This window comes from Oscillochloris sp. ZM17-4 (assembly GCF_019599295.1).
GTDB lineage: Bacteria > Chloroflexota > Chloroflexia > Chloroflexales > Chloroflexaceae > Oscillochloris.
The window spans coordinates 138171-153051 of sequence record NZ_JAIEWN010000008.1 but is presented as its reverse complement, the minus strand read 5'-3'; the positions used below and the strand labels follow the sequence as shown (position 1 = coordinate 153051).

Annotated in this window: 8 protein-coding genes; 2 read left to right on the top strand and 6 right to left on the bottom strand. The window is 67.7% G+C overall.

The window, feature by feature from the left end; all coding sequences use genetic code 11:
- Positions 1-196: 196 nt before the first annotated feature.
- From K2Z83_RS09100 to recA, 4 genes are all read right to left on the bottom strand, one after another.
- Positions 197-1879 carry a CTP synthase gene (locus tag K2Z83_RS09100; protein WP_220594859.1) on the bottom strand — a complete coding sequence of 561 codons (1683 nt, stop codon included), beginning with the start codon at positions 1877-1879 and terminating at the stop codon, positions 197-199.
- A gap of 399 nt (positions 1880-2278) precedes the next feature.
- Positions 2279-2947: an MBL fold metallo-hydrolase gene (locus tag K2Z83_RS09095; RefSeq protein ID WP_220594858.1), complete on the bottom strand. Its 669-nt coding sequence runs from the start codon at positions 2945-2947 to the stop codon at positions 2279-2281.
- A 142-nt stretch (positions 2948-3089) separates the two neighbouring features.
- Positions 3090-3782: a regulatory protein RecX gene (locus K2Z83_RS09090; protein WP_220594857.1), complete on the bottom strand. Its 693-nt coding sequence runs from the start codon at positions 3780-3782 to the stop codon at positions 3090-3092.
- Between the two features lie 94 nt (positions 3783-3876).
- On the bottom strand, positions 3877-4941 hold the full coding sequence (gene recA, locus K2Z83_RS09085) for a recombinase RecA (protein ID WP_220594856.1): 1065 nt from the start codon (positions 4939-4941) through the stop codon (positions 3877-3879).
- A 285-nt stretch (positions 4942-5226) separates the two neighbouring features.
- On the opposite strand from recA, the gene K2Z83_RS09080 reads away from it, so the two are divergent.
- The gene (locus K2Z83_RS09080) at positions 5227-5718 is read left to right on the top strand and encodes a DUF427 domain-containing protein (protein ID WP_220594855.1); all 492 of its coding nucleotides are present in this window, start codon (positions 5227-5229) and stop codon (positions 5716-5718) included.
- A 263-nt stretch (positions 5719-5981) separates the two neighbouring features.
- On the opposite strand, the gene K2Z83_RS09075 is transcribed toward K2Z83_RS09080, so the two are convergent.
- Positions 5982-6596: a superoxide dismutase gene (locus K2Z83_RS09075; RefSeq protein ID WP_220594854.1), complete on the bottom strand. Its 615-nt coding sequence runs from the start codon at positions 6594-6596 to the stop codon at positions 5982-5984.
- A 116-nt stretch (positions 6597-6712) separates the two neighbouring features.
- Complete coding sequence (locus K2Z83_RS09070; RefSeq protein WP_370650115.1) at positions 6713-7348, bottom strand: helix-turn-helix transcriptional regulator; 636 nt, start codon at positions 7346-7348, stop codon at positions 6713-6715.
- 276 nt (positions 7349-7624) lie between these two features.
- Here K2Z83_RS09070 and K2Z83_RS09065 point away from each other — a divergent pair.
- Positions 7625-14881 (top strand): DUF2298 domain-containing protein (locus K2Z83_RS09065; RefSeq protein WP_370650113.1); only part of this gene is annotated, 7257 nt, incomplete at its 3' end.

Genomic DNA, 14881 nt, shown 5'->3' with positions numbered 1-14881 from the left:
CCCACGAAGGTGGGCGGTCGGCCGCAGGCCCCCGCGACGCGGCTTCAGCCGCGAGCTGAGGCACACCTCTGCGCACAGGTTCACCCAGGGCTTATTCGCGCGAACAAAAACACTGATGGTGCTGCGGCGCGGCTACGCCGCGCCGCAGCACCATCAGTGCAGGATGTGTCTGCTGGGCACAAGAATCGCTACAGTCCTACGACATCTCCATCGCCACCCAGGCCCGCACGGCCTGAGTCTCCTCCGAGTCGCCCAGGCGCAGCTGCTGCACCTCGCCGGCGCGCAGGGTGCGGGCGGCGGCGGCCACAAACTCGCGGAACAGCGGGTGGGGCTGGCTCGGTCGCGACAGGAACTCGGGGTGGAACTGGCTGCCCACGAACCAGGGGTGGTCGCGCAGCTCGATGATCTCGACCAGGCGGTTGTCCGGCGAGTGGCCGCTGACCACGAAGCCGGCCTCCTCAAGCAGGGCGCGGTACTTGTTGTTGAACTCGAAGCGGTGGCGGTGGCGCTCCATCACCTCGCCGACGCCATAGGCGGCGGCCGCCCGCGTGCCGGGGACGAGCGTGCAGGGGTAGACGCCCAGGCGCATCGTGCCGCCCTTCTCGGTCACGTCGCGCTGATCGGACATCAGGTCGATCACCGGGTGCGGGGTGTTCGGGTCAAACTCGGTGCTGTTCGCCTCATTGTTGCCCATGAGCTGGCGGGCGAAGGCGATCGTGGCGCACTGCATGCCCAGGCACAGCCCCAGGTAGGGGATCTCGTTCGTGCGGGCGTACTCGGCTGCCATGATCTTGCCCTCGATGCCGCGGTCGCCGAAGCCGCCCGGGACGACGATGCCGTACACGTTCGCCAGCAACCGCTCCGGCCCCTCACGCTCAACCTGCTCGGACGACACCCAGCGAATGTCGATGTCGAGCTCCTGGTGCAGCCCGGCGTGGCGCAGGGCCTCCACCACGCTGATGTAAGCGTCGCGCAGCTCCACGTACTTGCCGACCAGCGCCACCGTCACCACGCGCTTCGGCTGCTTGATCAGCTGGACCAGCTCCAGCCACTCGGTCAGGTCGGGGGTGCTACAGCCGAGGTCGAGCCGGTCGCAGAGATACTCGCCGAGGCCGGCCTCCTCAAGCACCAGGGGCACCTCGTAGATCGAGTCCACCGTCTGCACCGGGATGACCGCGCGGGTGTCCACGTCGGCGAAGAAGGCCACCTTGTCGCGGATATCCTCGGAGATGGCGAAGTCGGCCCGGCAGAGGATCACATCGGCGGTGATGCCGACGCCGCGCAGGGCCATGACCGAGTGCTGGGTGGGCTTGGTCTTCAGCTCATCGGTCGAGCCGATGTGTGGTAGCAGGGTGACGTGGATGTAGAGCACGTTGTCGCGGCCATACTCCTTCCGCATCTGGCGGATGGCCTCCAGAAAGGGCAGGCTCTCGATATCGCCGACGGTGCCGCCGATCTCGACGATCACCACATCGGCGTCGCAGCTCTTGCCGACGGCGGCGATGCGCGACTTGATCTCATCGGTGATGTGCGGGATCACCTGGATCGTCCCGCCCAGGTAGTCGCCGCGGCGCTCCTTCTGGATCACCGCCGAGTAGATCTGGCCGGTCGTCACATTGCTCAGGCGCGAGAGGTTCTCATCGATGAAGCGCTCGTAGTGCCCGAGGTCAAGGTCGGTCTCGGCGCCATCCTCCGTCACAAAGACCTCGCCGTGCTGATAGGGCGACATCGTGCCCGGGTCGACGTTCAGGTAGGGGTCGAGCTTCAGCACCGACACGCGCAGGCCGCGGCTTTTGAGCAGGCGCCCGATAGAGGCGACGCTAATGCCCTTACCGACTGAGGAAACCACACCACCCGTTACAAAGATGTACTTCGCCATGCTCGCCAATCTCCTTGTGTGGATATCACTAACTGCCCGCCTGCACATGCGCTCTACTACTGTCTCTGGAGTGGATCGTGAGCCGCCCACTACAGCCGATAGGCCTAAATAAAACGTGGGTCGGGCAACCGAACGGCTGCACCGACCCACACAAACGTCCGCATCAGGCGAGTGATTGTTCCAATACGTTTCATGAACAGATGCACATCAGCCATAAAGACGGTTGTGTGGCCCTCGTGGCTTCCTCAAACGCGTTCGGCGTGTTGAGGTTTCGCGCATTGCTGTGCAGCAGCCTGCGTTTTCCTCTATGGGCGACAAGTTATAGATACAAACGCACATCACCGAGGCTTTTACCGCTAATTGACGCCTGTCATCAATGTGTCATGATCGCCACCCACGTCACTCCTTCACCGCCCGCAGGATCACCACGCGCGTATCCTCGCTCTCGGCGGGCAGGTTCGCCGTGGTGACGGCGAGCTTGTCTACCGGGACGATCTCTTTGATCCCGCGCTCGTGGGTGAACTTCTCCAGGGGCAGCAGGTCGTACTCAAACGAGAGCTGCGCCGAGGCGAAGTGCATGGGGATGACGATCTTCGGCTCGATCTGGCTGATCACGCCGTTTGCCTCGGCGGGGCCGATCGTCTCGCCGCCGCCGACCGGCACGAAGAGCACATCGACGTTGCCGATCTCCTCAAGCTGGGCCTGGGTCAGCTCGTGGCCGAGGTCGCCGAGGTGACAGAAGACGACATCGTCGAGGTGGATGACGAAGACCGTGTTGAATCCGCGGTCGGCGCCCTTGTTGGCGTCGTGGGCGGTGCGGACGCCGGTGATCAGCACGCCGCTGACCTCGTACTCGCCGGGGCCATCGATCACGAACATCTTCTCGCGCAGCGGCTTGACGCCAGCGACAAAGTTATGGTCGGCGTGATCGTGGCTGACGGTGATGATATGCGCGGAGGGGCGGCCGAGATCCATGCCGATCGAGCGGCTGTAGGGGTCGCAGAGGACGGTGCCATCACGCCCACGCAGGCGGAAGCAGGAGTGGCCAAGGTACTGAACATCGGGCACAGGAGGTCTCCTTTTTCGGGCAGTATTATATCAATTCTACACGAAGAGTGCGCGGTCGCTGCGACAGCTTTCGGGCAAGATATATGCCAGGGGCATACGATTGTCGATTGTGCGCACAGGCGCATGGCTGGCTGTGTCTGCGCTATACTTCTCCTTCGTCACGCACATCTGCCGCGTCACGCAGCTCGGCCCAGAGATCATCAAGGATGGGGCGGATGATCTCAAAGGTGAAGCCACGGCGCTGGAGGTAGGAGCCAAGCTTGCGCTGGAAGGTGAAGCGGTCGGGGGATGTGGCGTAGCGGCCCAGCGCGCGGCGGGCGAGGTCGCGGGCGCGCTGCCGCTCCTGCTCGGCGGCCTCCCCGGCGTCGTCCTCATCGACGGCGAGGGCGGCGTCGATCAGGGCGCGGGGGACACCCTTGCGGCGCAGCTCATCGCGCAGGGCGAGGCTGCCGCGCGGGCGGAAGGCCCGGCGGTTATCGACCCACTGCTGGCTGAAGGCGGCGTCGTCGAGCAGGCCGATCTCAGAGAGCCGGGCGATGGCGTAGTCGATAGCGGGCGGGGGGAGCTCTTTGCGGCGCAGGCGCTGGCGCAGCTCAGCTATCGAGCGAGGGCGGACCTCAATCAGGCGCATGCCGGCCTGGAGGGCCCTGTCGGCCTGCTCGGTGGCCTCGATGCGCGCCCAGGTCTCGTCGTCGATCAGTAGGCCGACGGCGAGCCCCTCGCGGGCCAGGGTGTTGAGGCTGACCCCGATAGCGAACTCGCCGTCGAGAAACACGTTGACGCGCTGGCTGCTGTTGGCCTGGGCGCGGAGGGCGGTGATCGTACCTGTGGGCATTTCTAAAAGCTGAAAGCCGAAAGCTGAAAGCTGAAAGTGCTACGCCAGTAGCGCGCCGTTTCAGCTTTCAGCTTTCGGCTTTCCGATTTCCCCGCTACTCTTCAAAGAGGCCGTCGTCATCATCATCATCAGCGGCGGCGGCGGGGATGGCGGCGGCCTTGACGGTGCTCAGGGCCTGGGCCTTCACGAGGCGCTCGATCTCGTCGGTGAGGGCCTTGTTCTCCTTGAGGAACTCGCGCACATTCTCGCGCCCCTGGCCGAGGCGATCCTCACCGAGGTAGAACCATGCGCCGCTCTTGCGGATGATCCCCAGCTCGACGCCGACATCCATGATGTTGCCCTCGCGGGAGATACCCTCGTTGGCGAGGATGTCGAACTCGGCCTGGCGGAAGGGCGGGGCGACCTTGTTCTTGATCACCTTGACGCGGGCGCGGGCGCCGATCGCCTCCTGGCCCTGCTTGAGTGTCTCGATGCGACGGATGTCCAGGCGCACCGAGGCGTAGAACTTCAGCGCCTGGCCGCCGGTGGTTGTCTCGGGGGAGCCAAACATCACGCCGATCTTCATGCGCAGCTGGTTGAGGAAGATCACGGCGGTGCGGCTCTTGTTGATCGCGCCGGAGAGCTTGCGCAGGGCCTGGCTCATCAGGCGGGCCTGGAGGCCGGGCAGCGAGTCGCCCATGTCGCCCTCGATCTCGGCGCGGGGCACCAGGGCGGCCACCGAGTCGATCACGATCACGTCCAGGGCGTTGGAGCGCACCAGGGTCTCGCAGATCTCCAGAGCCTGCTCGCCGGTGTCGGGCTGGGAGACCAGCAGGTCGTCGATGTTGACGCCGCAGCGCTTGGCGTAGATCGGGTCGAAGGCGTGCTCGGCGTCGATGAACGCGCACAGGCCGCCGATCTTCTGGGCCTCGGCGATAATATGCTGGGCCAGAGTCGTCTTGCCGCTGCTCTCGGGGCCGAAGATCTCGATCACGCGGCCGCGGGGCAGGCCGCCCACGCCGAGCGCGATGTCCAGGGCGATCGCGCCCGTCGGGATGACCTCGATCGTGAACCGCGGGTTGGCCTCGCCCATCTTCATGATCGAGCCCTTGCCAAACTTGCGGTCGATCTGCGTCATGGCCGCGGCGAGGGCTTTCTCCTTCTCAGGCGAGATAGCCATTGCGGGCGCTCCTCCGTTTAGTGTACTCACTCGTGCTTGCTCCTTCATTACTCTACTATAGGGGAGGTGCCCTGTCAACGCGACGGGCCGGCCTCGGACATGCGTTCTATTATAGCACGCCGGTTCGCCTAGCACAAGCGTTTTTTCTCCGCGACAGCCGCGCCGCACCTCGGAAGATATACCGGGCCAGCGCGCATAAGGGTGCGTATAATGAGAGGGAGGGCGGCCATCGCGGGCCGCGCACGTGGCCAGCCATCGCTACGGACACATGAAGGAGCGCCTACTATGATCAAGCGCATCGCGCCCGGCCCCGGCCAGGAGAGCGTGTGGGACTACCCGCGCCCACCGCGTCTAGAGCCGGTCAGCCGCACTATCCGGATCATCTTCAACGGGGTGGAGATCGTGAACACGCACGGCGCCTACCGGGTGCTGGAGACGAGCCACCCGCCGGGCTACTACATCCCGCCGGCCGACATCCAGATGCAGCACCTGCGGCGCACTGCGCGCAGCAGCCTCTGCGAGTGGAAGGGCCGCGCGGCATACTACACGCTGACGGTGGGCGGGCGCAGCGTCGAGGATGTGGCCTGGTGCTACCCGAGTCCGACGCCGGCCTTCGCCCCGCTGGCGAGCTACGTCTCCTTCTACGCCGGGCCGATGGACGCCTGCTACGTGGGCGAGGAGCGCGTCACGCCGCAGCCGGGCGAGTTCTACGGCGGCTGGATCACCAGCGAGATCGTCGGCCCCTTCAAGGGCGGCCCCGGCAGCTGGGGCTGGTAAAGCCAGGGGTCAGGGGTCAGGGGTCAGGAGTCAGGAGTCAGGGAAAGCCGAGATTTCTGCCATTTGTCGTATCCTACTGCAAGAGCCTGCTCAACTAACGTCGGGCGAGTCAAAAAGGGGGGGGGGCGCGGCTATCGCCGCGCCCCCCTTCGATTCACCGCCTCAGCGCCTCAGCGCCTCAGCGCCTCAGTGCTACACACATCCGCGCCGACCTTCAGCTCGATGGCGTAGCCTCAGTGCCTCAGCGCCTCAGTGCCTCAGTGCTACCCCTTGGCGGCGGCGTAGAGCTCGGCCACCTTGGCCCAGTTGACCACGTTCCACCAGGCGTCGATATAGCCGGGGCGCTTGAACTGGTACTTCAGGTAGTAGGCGTGCTCCCAAACATCCAGGCCGAGGATGGGCGTCTTGCCCTCCATCACCGGGGTGTCCTGGTTGGGCGTGCTCATGACCGAGACGCTGCCGTCCTTAGCGGCGACCAGCCAGGCCCAGCCGGAGCCGAAGCGGCCGGTGCCGGCGGCCTTAAACTTGTCCTTGAACTCGGCGAAGCTGCCGAAGGCCGCGCTGATCGCGGCGGCCAGGTCGCCGGTCGGCTCGCCGCCGGCGTTCGGGCCCATGATCTCCCAGAACAGGCTGTGGTTGGCGTGGCCGCCGCCGTTATTGCGCACCGCGGCGCGGATGTCCTCGGGGACGGCGTCGAGGTTGCCGAGCAGCTCGGCGAGGCTCTTGCCGGCCAGGTCGGGGTACTTGGCCAGCGCGTTGTTCAGGTTGGTGACATAGGCGTTGTGATGGTTGTCGTGGTGGAAGTGCATCGTCGCCTCGTCGATGTGGGGTTCGAGGGCGGTGTAGTCGTACGGAAGCGCCGGGAGTTCGAACGCCATTGTGGTTCTCCTTCAGTCATACAAAGGTGGGGCCTCAGGCCCGCGAAATGATCATGTGCATGGTGGCATATTTCAGCAAAGCTGACATACGCCACCATACATATGACAAGAGTCCGTCAGGCGGAGATACGGTAGCGGCAGCAGTGGCTGCCCTGGGCGATGGTGCTCTCGCACTGGATCGGCGCGCCGATCAGATCCTCGTAGAGCTGAAGCTCCTGGGAGCAGAGCTGCGGGTGACGCCGCGCGACGCAGTCGATCGGACAGTTGTACTCGGTGAGCACGAAGGATCCGTCCGCAAGCTGCTCGCACTCGCACATATAGCCCTGCTCAACGAGGATGGCGGCCAGCGCAGAGACCTGCTCGGCGCGAGCCTTGCCTGCGAGGCGAGGTTGCAACTCGTGTGCCATCGCCGCACGGCGACGGTCGAAGAGCGCCCCCACGGCGACCTCGCCGCCAGACTCGGCCACGTAGTCGATCAGGTCGAGGGCGATGCTATCGTAGCGCTTGGGGAAGTGATCCTCGGCCTCGGGGGTGAGCGCGTAGAGGTTGCTCGGCCTGCCGACGCTGCGGCGCAGCCCGGCGATATCCACCAGCCCGTCGCGCTCAAGCATAGCGAGGTGCTGGCGCACGCCCACGGCGCCGATGCACAGCGCCTCGCTCAGCTCCAGCGCGGTCATCTGACCGTGCCGGCGCAACAGCTGGAGGATGCTCTGCCGGGTTGTGCCCTGCTCTTTGCGCTCGATGCTTATCACGTGGCGGGGGCCATTTCATTAGTGTTTACTATCGTATCTTGCACCCGGAGTATAGCACGTCGATTCTCACGGTGTCAAGGAATTGCACCAGTTTTCGGGTATGGTATCATCTGGCCGGGCTGCACAATGATTGGCCTCGACATCATCTCCCAAGAATCGGTACAATAGGCATACGTCGCAGCGCACGGCCGGGGCCGGCGTGGCGCATGATCATCAGCTATCTTGATATGCGAGCGGCGGCGGCGGCCGCCGCTCGCATATCGAGTGTGGGGTATTGTGGAGAGCCAATCGCCCCCCGCCCGCGCCCGCGGGCCACGTCGCACGCCGACCGTCTGGATCCTGCTGATCGGCATCCTGCTCGTCGGCGCATACTTCCGCACGCTGAGCCTGACGGACTGGGATGACGGGACGGGCCAGCACCCCGACGAGCGCTTCTTCACCGATGTCGCCTCGAATGTGCATCTGCCCTCAGGGCTGGGCGAGCTGTACGACTCGGCGCGCTCGCCGCTGAACCCGCGCAGCTACAACCAGTTCCCGATGTTTGTCTACGGCCCCTTCCCGATCTACGCCACCCGCTTTGTGGCCGCCGCGCTGACCCCGAACGAGGCGCTGCCCGAGCAGGTGCGCGGCATCGCGGGGCCGCCGCGCATGGGGGCCGACCCGAGCGCCCCCAACGAGACGCGCACCGACTTCGGCCCGCTGGTGGACAACCCCGAGCGGGCCATCCCGAAGATCGGCCCGCTGATCGCCCTGCTCAACCCGGACGGCGTGAACCTGACGGGCTACGGCGAGATCGTCAAGGTCGGCCGCACGCTGGCGATGCTGTTCGACCTCGGCTCGATCCTGATGGTCTTCCTGATCGCCCGGCGGCTCTTCGACGCGCGGGTGGGCCTGCTGGCCGCCGCGCTGCTGGCCCTCTCGGTGATGCCGATCCAGCAGAGCCACTTCTTTGTGGACCCGATCTTCTCGACCTTCTTCGCCCTGGTGTCGCTCTACTGGGCGGTGCGGGTGGCCCAGGGCGGCTCGTGGCTGAGCTACGCGGCCCTCGGCGTGAGCATCGGCGCGGCCATGGCCAACCGGATCACCCTGGCCACGCTGGGTCTGGTGGCGGTGGCGGCGGCCCTGCTCGCCGCCAGCCAATTCGCCCAGCGCTCACGGCAGAACATTCAACATTCACCATTCACCATTCAACAGTTCTTCGACCGATTTCTCACGCGCGAGCTGCCGCTGCTGATGCTGGCCGGCGCGCTGACCCTGCTGGCCTTCCGCACGCTCTCGCCCGACTCGTTCAGCGGCTCGCTGCCCAGCTCGCCGGAGATGGTCGGCCCGCGGATCGTCGACATTGGCCTGCTCCAGGGCAAGGGCTACCTGGACTTCCGCCCCGACCCGCGATTCATCGCCAACCTGACGACGGTGCGCGGGCTGGTGAGCGGCGAGTACGACTTCCCGCCCTCGCAGCAGTGGGTCGGCCGGGCGGCCTACCTCTTCCCCTGGACGAACATGGTGCTCTGGGGGATGGGGCCGGCCCTGGGGCTCGCCGCGTGGGCGGGGTGGATCTTGTTTGGGGTGTTGTCGGTATGGCGATCTGTAGGGCCGAAGCATTCTGCGCCCACAGTAGCACCGGAACCATCGCGCTGGCGCTGGGCGCAGAATGCTTCGGCCCTACCATTGTGGGTGTGGGTGGGCTTCTACTTCGGCTGGCAGGGCGCGCAGTTCGCGATCACGATGCGCTACCTGCTGCCGATCTATGGGGCGCTGATCATCTTCGCGGCGTGGCTGCTGGTGGGGCTGTGGGACTGGGGAACAGGGGACAGGGAACAGGGGACAGGGGACAGGGGACTCGGACGTTGGCTATTCCCCCATAGCTGCTGGGCGCTCGTCGCCGTGCTGCTGCTGACGCTGGGCTGGGCCTACGCCTTCTCGCGGATCTACACCCAGCCGCACTCGCGGGTGATCGCGGCGCGCTGGCTGGCCGACCACGCCCCGCCGGGGTCGCAGGTGATGGCGGAGGTCTGGGACGACCCGCTGCCGCTCCAGTCGACGCCGGCCAGCTGGGGCGGCACCTACTTCGGGATCAGCTCGGCGCCCTACGCCGAGGACGAGCCGCGCAAGTATGTCGGGGCCTATAACCGCGACGGCACGTATGACGACGGGCTGCTCGACCAGCTCGACCAGGCCGACTACATCACCCTGACCAGCAACCGGGTCTACGCGAGCACCTCGCGCCTGCGCATGCGCTACCCGGCGCTGATGAACTACTACCGCAGCCTGTTCGATGGCTCGCTGGGCTTTACCCTGGCGGCCGAGGTGACTTCGTACCCGAACATCCTGGGCGTGCAGATCCCCGACCAGGGCGCCGAGGAGGCCTTCAGCGTCTACGATCACCCGCGCGTGCTTATCTTCCAGAAGACGCCGGCCTACTCGCGGCAGCGCGCCGAGGAGCTGATCACCCAGCCGGTGATCTGGGGCGAGGTGTATAAGTCGCCGGTGAATGTGGCCGACCGCAACGCGACGGCCCTGCGGCTGACGGCGGGCCAGTGGCCGCGCTATACGACCGGCGGCACATGGCTCGACCTCTACCCCCAGGGGGTATGGGCCGCCGTCGCGCCGCTGTCCTGGGTGGCCGTGCTGGAGCTGCTGGGGCTGGCGGCCTTCGCGCTGCTCTTCCGGCTGCTGCCGGGACTGCCGGACAGAGGATTCAGCATCGCGAAGACGCTGGGCCTGCTGGGGGTGGCCTACCTGGCCTGGCTGCTGGGCAGCCTGGGCAACGGCACGGGGCTGCCGGGCATGGCCGGCAGCGCGGCGGCGGGCGGCCTGCCCCTGCTGCCGCTGCCCTTCACGCCGGGGACGCTCTGGCTCTGCGCGGCGCCGCTGCTGGCCGGCGGGGCCTACGCGGCCTGGCGCCAGCGCGAGGAGCTGCGCGCGTTCGCCGGGGAGCGGCGGGCGGCCCTGCTCAGCGCCGAGGGCATCTTCCTGGGCTTCCTGCTGCTCGGCCTGCTGCTGCGCTGGCTCAACCCGGACCTCTGGCACCCGGCGCGGGGCGGCGAGAAGCCGATGGACTTCGCCTACCTGAACGCGGTGCTGAAGAGCGCGGCCTTCCCGCCCTACGACCCCTGGCACGCCGGGGGGTACATCAACTACTACTACTTCGGCTTCGTGATCGTCGGCGCGCTCATCCACCTGAGCGGCGTCGCGCCGAGCGTGGGCTATAACCTGGCGGTGGCGACGCTCTTCGGCCTGACGGCGCTAGGGGCGTGGGGGGTGGTGTTTAACCTGCTGGCACCCGGAGGGATCAGGGGTCAGGGATCGGGGATCGGGGGCCAAGCTGAAGATGAGACTCAGAGCCGAGAAGCCCGATCCCCGACCCCCGCCCCCCGATCCCCAATCATCGCCGCCGCCCTGGCCCCGGCGCTGCTGCTGCTGCTGGGCAACCTGGCCCAGGCCTTCTGGTACCTCAGCGGGTACGCCGCCGCGCAGCTGCCGAAGGGCCGGCCCGAGTGGGCCTTCTGGGACGCCACACGGATCGTCGATGGGACGGTGAACGAGTTCCCCTTCTTCACCTTCCTCTTCGCCGACCTGCACGCCCATATGATCGTGATGCCGCTGAGCCTGGCCCTGCTGGGGATGGGGGTGGCGTGGGTGAGGGGACAGGGGACAGGGGACAGGGGACAGGGGACAGGGGACAGGGGACAGGGGACAGGGGACAGGGGACAGGGTATAGGATCGCGCTGGCTGCGGCCCTATACCCTGTCCGCTGTCCCCTATACCCTGCTCATGGGGCTGCTGGCGGGGGCGATCCGGGTGACGAACACCTGGGACTACCCGACCTTTGTGGGGCTGACGATGCTCACGGTGGCCTGGGCGACCTTCCGGTTCCAGCGGGCTGCCGCGCGGTCGCCGCTGATCGCGATGGCCGCCGGCATCCTCGCGCCGCTGGCCTTCGTCCTGGTGGGCAACCTGCTGTTCGCGCCCTTCACGGCGAACTTCGCCACCGAGTCCTCGGGGGTCGCGCCGCTGATCGACGGGGGCGTGCCGGGTCTGCTCGGCGGGCTGCTCGCCGCCGAGCGCACGAGTGTCTGGGAGCTGATCCAGCTCTACGGGCTGTGGGTCTTTGTGGCGGCGGCGGCCGGGCTGCTGCTGATCCGGCGCCTGGCCGGGCCGCTGGCCGCCGGCGGGCTGGCCGGGGTGCTGAGCATCGTCGCGATCATTGGCTCACTGATGGGCTGGCCGGCGCTGTCCCTGACCCTGCCGATGCTCGCGGTCGGCGCGCTGCTGCTCTGGCAGCTGCGCCGCCTGCCGACGCGGTCGCTGCTGCCGATCCTGTGGGGCGTCGCGGCGATCGGCCTGCTGGCGATGGTGGATCTGGTGGTGGTGAAGGGCGATGTGGGCCGGCTGAACACGGTGTTCAAGTTCGGCCTGCACGCCTGGACGCTGTTCGCGCTGAGCGCGGCGGTGGCGCTGCCGCGGATTTGGGTAGGGGACAGGGGACAGGGGACAGGGGACAGGATTCGAAGGGCGAGCATTGGGATCTGGAGCGTACGTGGATCGCTGGCGCTGCTGATCATCGCCGCCCTGGTCTACCCGCTGACGGCGACGCCGGCGCGGCTGGCGGACCGCTGGGACCCGGGCGCGCCGCACACGCTGGACGGCGCGGCGTTTATGCGGACGATCAGCGAGGCCCGCAACGGCCAGGGCAACTCGCTGGACGAGGACGCGGCGGCGATCAGCTGGCTCCAGCAGAATGTGCCGGGCACGCCGGTTATTCTAGAGGCGCACCTGCCCTCCTACCAGTGGGCCGGGCGGATCGCGACCTTCACCGGCCTGCCGACCATCCTGGGCTGGGAGTGGCACCAGGTGCAGCAGCGCAATGTGGTGGGGGCCGGCCCGGTGATCGCCGCCCGCCAGCAGACGGTGGCCGAGATCTACAGCACGCCAGACCCGCAGCGGGCGCTCGATGACCTGCACCAGTACGGCGTGGAGTACCTGTATGTCGGCGGGGTGGAGCGGGCGACCTATGACGCGGCGGGGCTGTCCAAGTTCCCCGCCATGGTCGCCAGCGGCGATCTGGCAGTGGCATTCCAGAGCGGGCAGACGACGATCTACCGGGTGACGAAGGTGGGCCGGCCGGAGATGCTGACCAGCGATGTGCCGCTCGTCCCGCCGACCGAGCGCACGCCGCCGCCGCTGATGCTGCGCGAGCCGGTGAACGAGCTGCCCGCCGTGGATGAGTACGCCTGGAACGGGCTGGCCCGCGGCAGCTCCTGGGCGGCGACGATCTTCTGGCTGCTGGCGATCTACGGGCTGGCTGCCCTGGGCATGCCGGTGGCCCGCCTGGTCTTCGGGCGGGCGGCCGACGGCGGGGCGGCATGGGCCAAGGTGATCGGCCTGCTGCTGCTGGGCTACGCCGTCTGGCTGCCGGCCAGCCTGGGCCTCTGGCGCTACGACGCCTGGGGGGTGGCGGGCGGGCTGGTGATCGTGCTGGCGATCAACGTCGCCGCACTGATCGCCGGGGAGGGGCGAATTGAGAATGAAAAATTGAGAGTTGAGAATGCGAAGCATTCTCAATTCTCAATTCTCAATTCTCAATTCCTTGGTGGGCTGAGAGCGACTGGAGCATCGCTCCGCGACAAGCGCCGCGCCGTGATCATCGGCGAGCTGGTCTTCCTGGGCGGCTTCGCGGCCATGGCGATCATCCGGGCGCTGAACCCGGACCTCTGGCACCCGGTGTGGGGCGGCGAGAAGCCGATGGAGTTCGGCTTCCTGAACGCCATCCTGCGCAGCCCGGTGATGCCGCCCTACGACCCGTTCTTCAGCGGCGGCTACATCAACTACTACTACTACGGGCTCTACCTGGTCTCGCTGCCCATGAAGATCACCGGGATCGAGCCGGCGATGGGCTTCAACCTGGCGGTGGCGACGCTGCTCGGCCTGACCCTGGCGGGGGCCTTCGCGGTGGTCGCGCGGATCACCGGCAGGGCGCGCTACGGCCTCGTCGGCGCGGGGCTGGTCGGGCTGGCCGGCAACCTGACGGCGATCGTGGCCTCGGGCTGGTCGCGCGGGCTGCCGGCGCTGCGGCAGGCCCTGGCCGACGGCGGGCTGGCCGGGATTGGCGCGCGCCTGGGCGACTGGTACATCGGGCCGAGCCGGGTGATCCCCTTCACAATCAACGAGTTCCCGGCCTTCACCTTCCTCTTCGCCGACCTGCACCCGCACATGATCGCCCTGCCGATCGGCCTGCTGGCGGCGGGGGTGGCGTATGAAGTAAGGGCGCAGCAGCGCGCTCCGCGCGCTGCTGCGCCCCTGCTCGCGCTGGCGCTGGGGGCGCTGGCGGTGACGAACTCGTGGGATTTCCCGACGTATGCGCTGCTGGGCGGGCTGGCGATCGTGGGGGCGGCGTGGCGCAAGGGCGACCACATAGGGTCGCCCCTACGGGCGGCGGGGCTGGCGATCGCGGTGGCGGTGGGCGGATTGGTGATGTACGCGCCGTTCTTCGACCGCTACTTCGCCTTTGTGCGCGGGGTTGGCGCGGTGCCGCTTTCGGGTGGGACGACTATCCCCGACTACCTGCTGGTCTTCGGGGTGCCGCTGGCGATCTTGCTGCCGGCCCTCGGCGGGGCGGCCTGGCGGACGATGCGACTCCCACGGACGCCGGCCTTCGGCCGATGGGCCGTGATCGGCCTCGCCACGATCCTGGCCGTGGCCGCCATTGCGGTGCCGAGCATGGCCCTGCGCGCGGCCCTGGCCCTGCTGCTGCTGCTGGCCGGCGCGGTGCTGCTGCGCCGCAGGGTCGGCCCGGCGGCCTGGTTCACCCTGCTGCTGGCCTGGGTGGCCTGGGCGGTCTCGCTGGGCGTTGAGCTGATCTATATCCGCGACCACCTGGACGGCGGCGACTGGTTCCGCATGAACACGGTGTTCAAGTTCGGCCTGCAGGCCTGGGTGCTGCTGGGGCTGGCGGCAGCCGCCAGCCTGCCGGCCTCGCTGCGCGCCCTGCGTCGCCTCGGCGGCAAGGCCGCCCAGACGGCCGGCGTCGTCGCCCTGGCCGCCCTCGGCCTGCTGGCCGCCGTCTACCCGCTGGCCGCCACGCTCTCGCGGGTGGCCAACCGCTTTGATGTGCAGACCGGGCCGACCCTGGACGGGCTGGCGTTTATGCGACAGACCAGCTTCGGCTACGACTGCGCCGCCTACGGCGGCTGCCCGCCCGGCGTCGGTCAGGTGACGGTGGACCTGCGCGGCGACGCGACGGCGATCGGCTGGCTCAACCGCGAGATCAGCGGCACCCCGATCGTCGTCCAGTCCGACCTGTGGTTCTACCGGGCCTACGGCATCCGCATCGCCGCGAACACCGGCCTGCCCACGGTGATCAGCGCGCTGCACGAGAATGAGCAGCGCGACCCGACCCTCACCGGGCGGCGCGACGCCGACCTGGCGGATTTCTACACGACGACGGACATCGACGGCGCCCTGCGCTTCCTGGCCAAGTACCAGGTCAACTACATCTACGTGGGCGGGGTGGAGCACGCCTTCTACCCGGCC

Excerpts from the sequence above, each read along its gene's own strand:
- K2Z83_RS09100 (WP_220594859.1), bottom strand. The coding sequence starts at position 1,879 with ATGGCGAAGTACATCTTTGTAACGGGTGGTGTGGTTTCCTCAGTCGGT.
- K2Z83_RS09090 (WP_220594857.1), bottom strand. The coding sequence starts at position 3,782 with ATGCCCACAGGTACGATCACCGCCCTCCGCGCCCAGGCCAACAGCAGC.
- recA (WP_220594856.1), bottom strand. The coding sequence starts at position 4,941 with ATGGCTATCTCGCCTGAGAAGGAGAAAGCCCTCGCCGCGGCCATGACG.
- K2Z83_RS09080 (WP_220594855.1), top strand. The coding sequence starts at position 5,227 with ATGATCAAGCGCATCGCGCCCGGCCCCGGCCAGGAGAGCGTGTGGGAC.
- K2Z83_RS09075 (WP_220594854.1), bottom strand. The coding sequence starts at position 6,596 with ATGGCGTTCGAACTCCCGGCGCTTCCGTACGACTACACCGCCCTCGAA.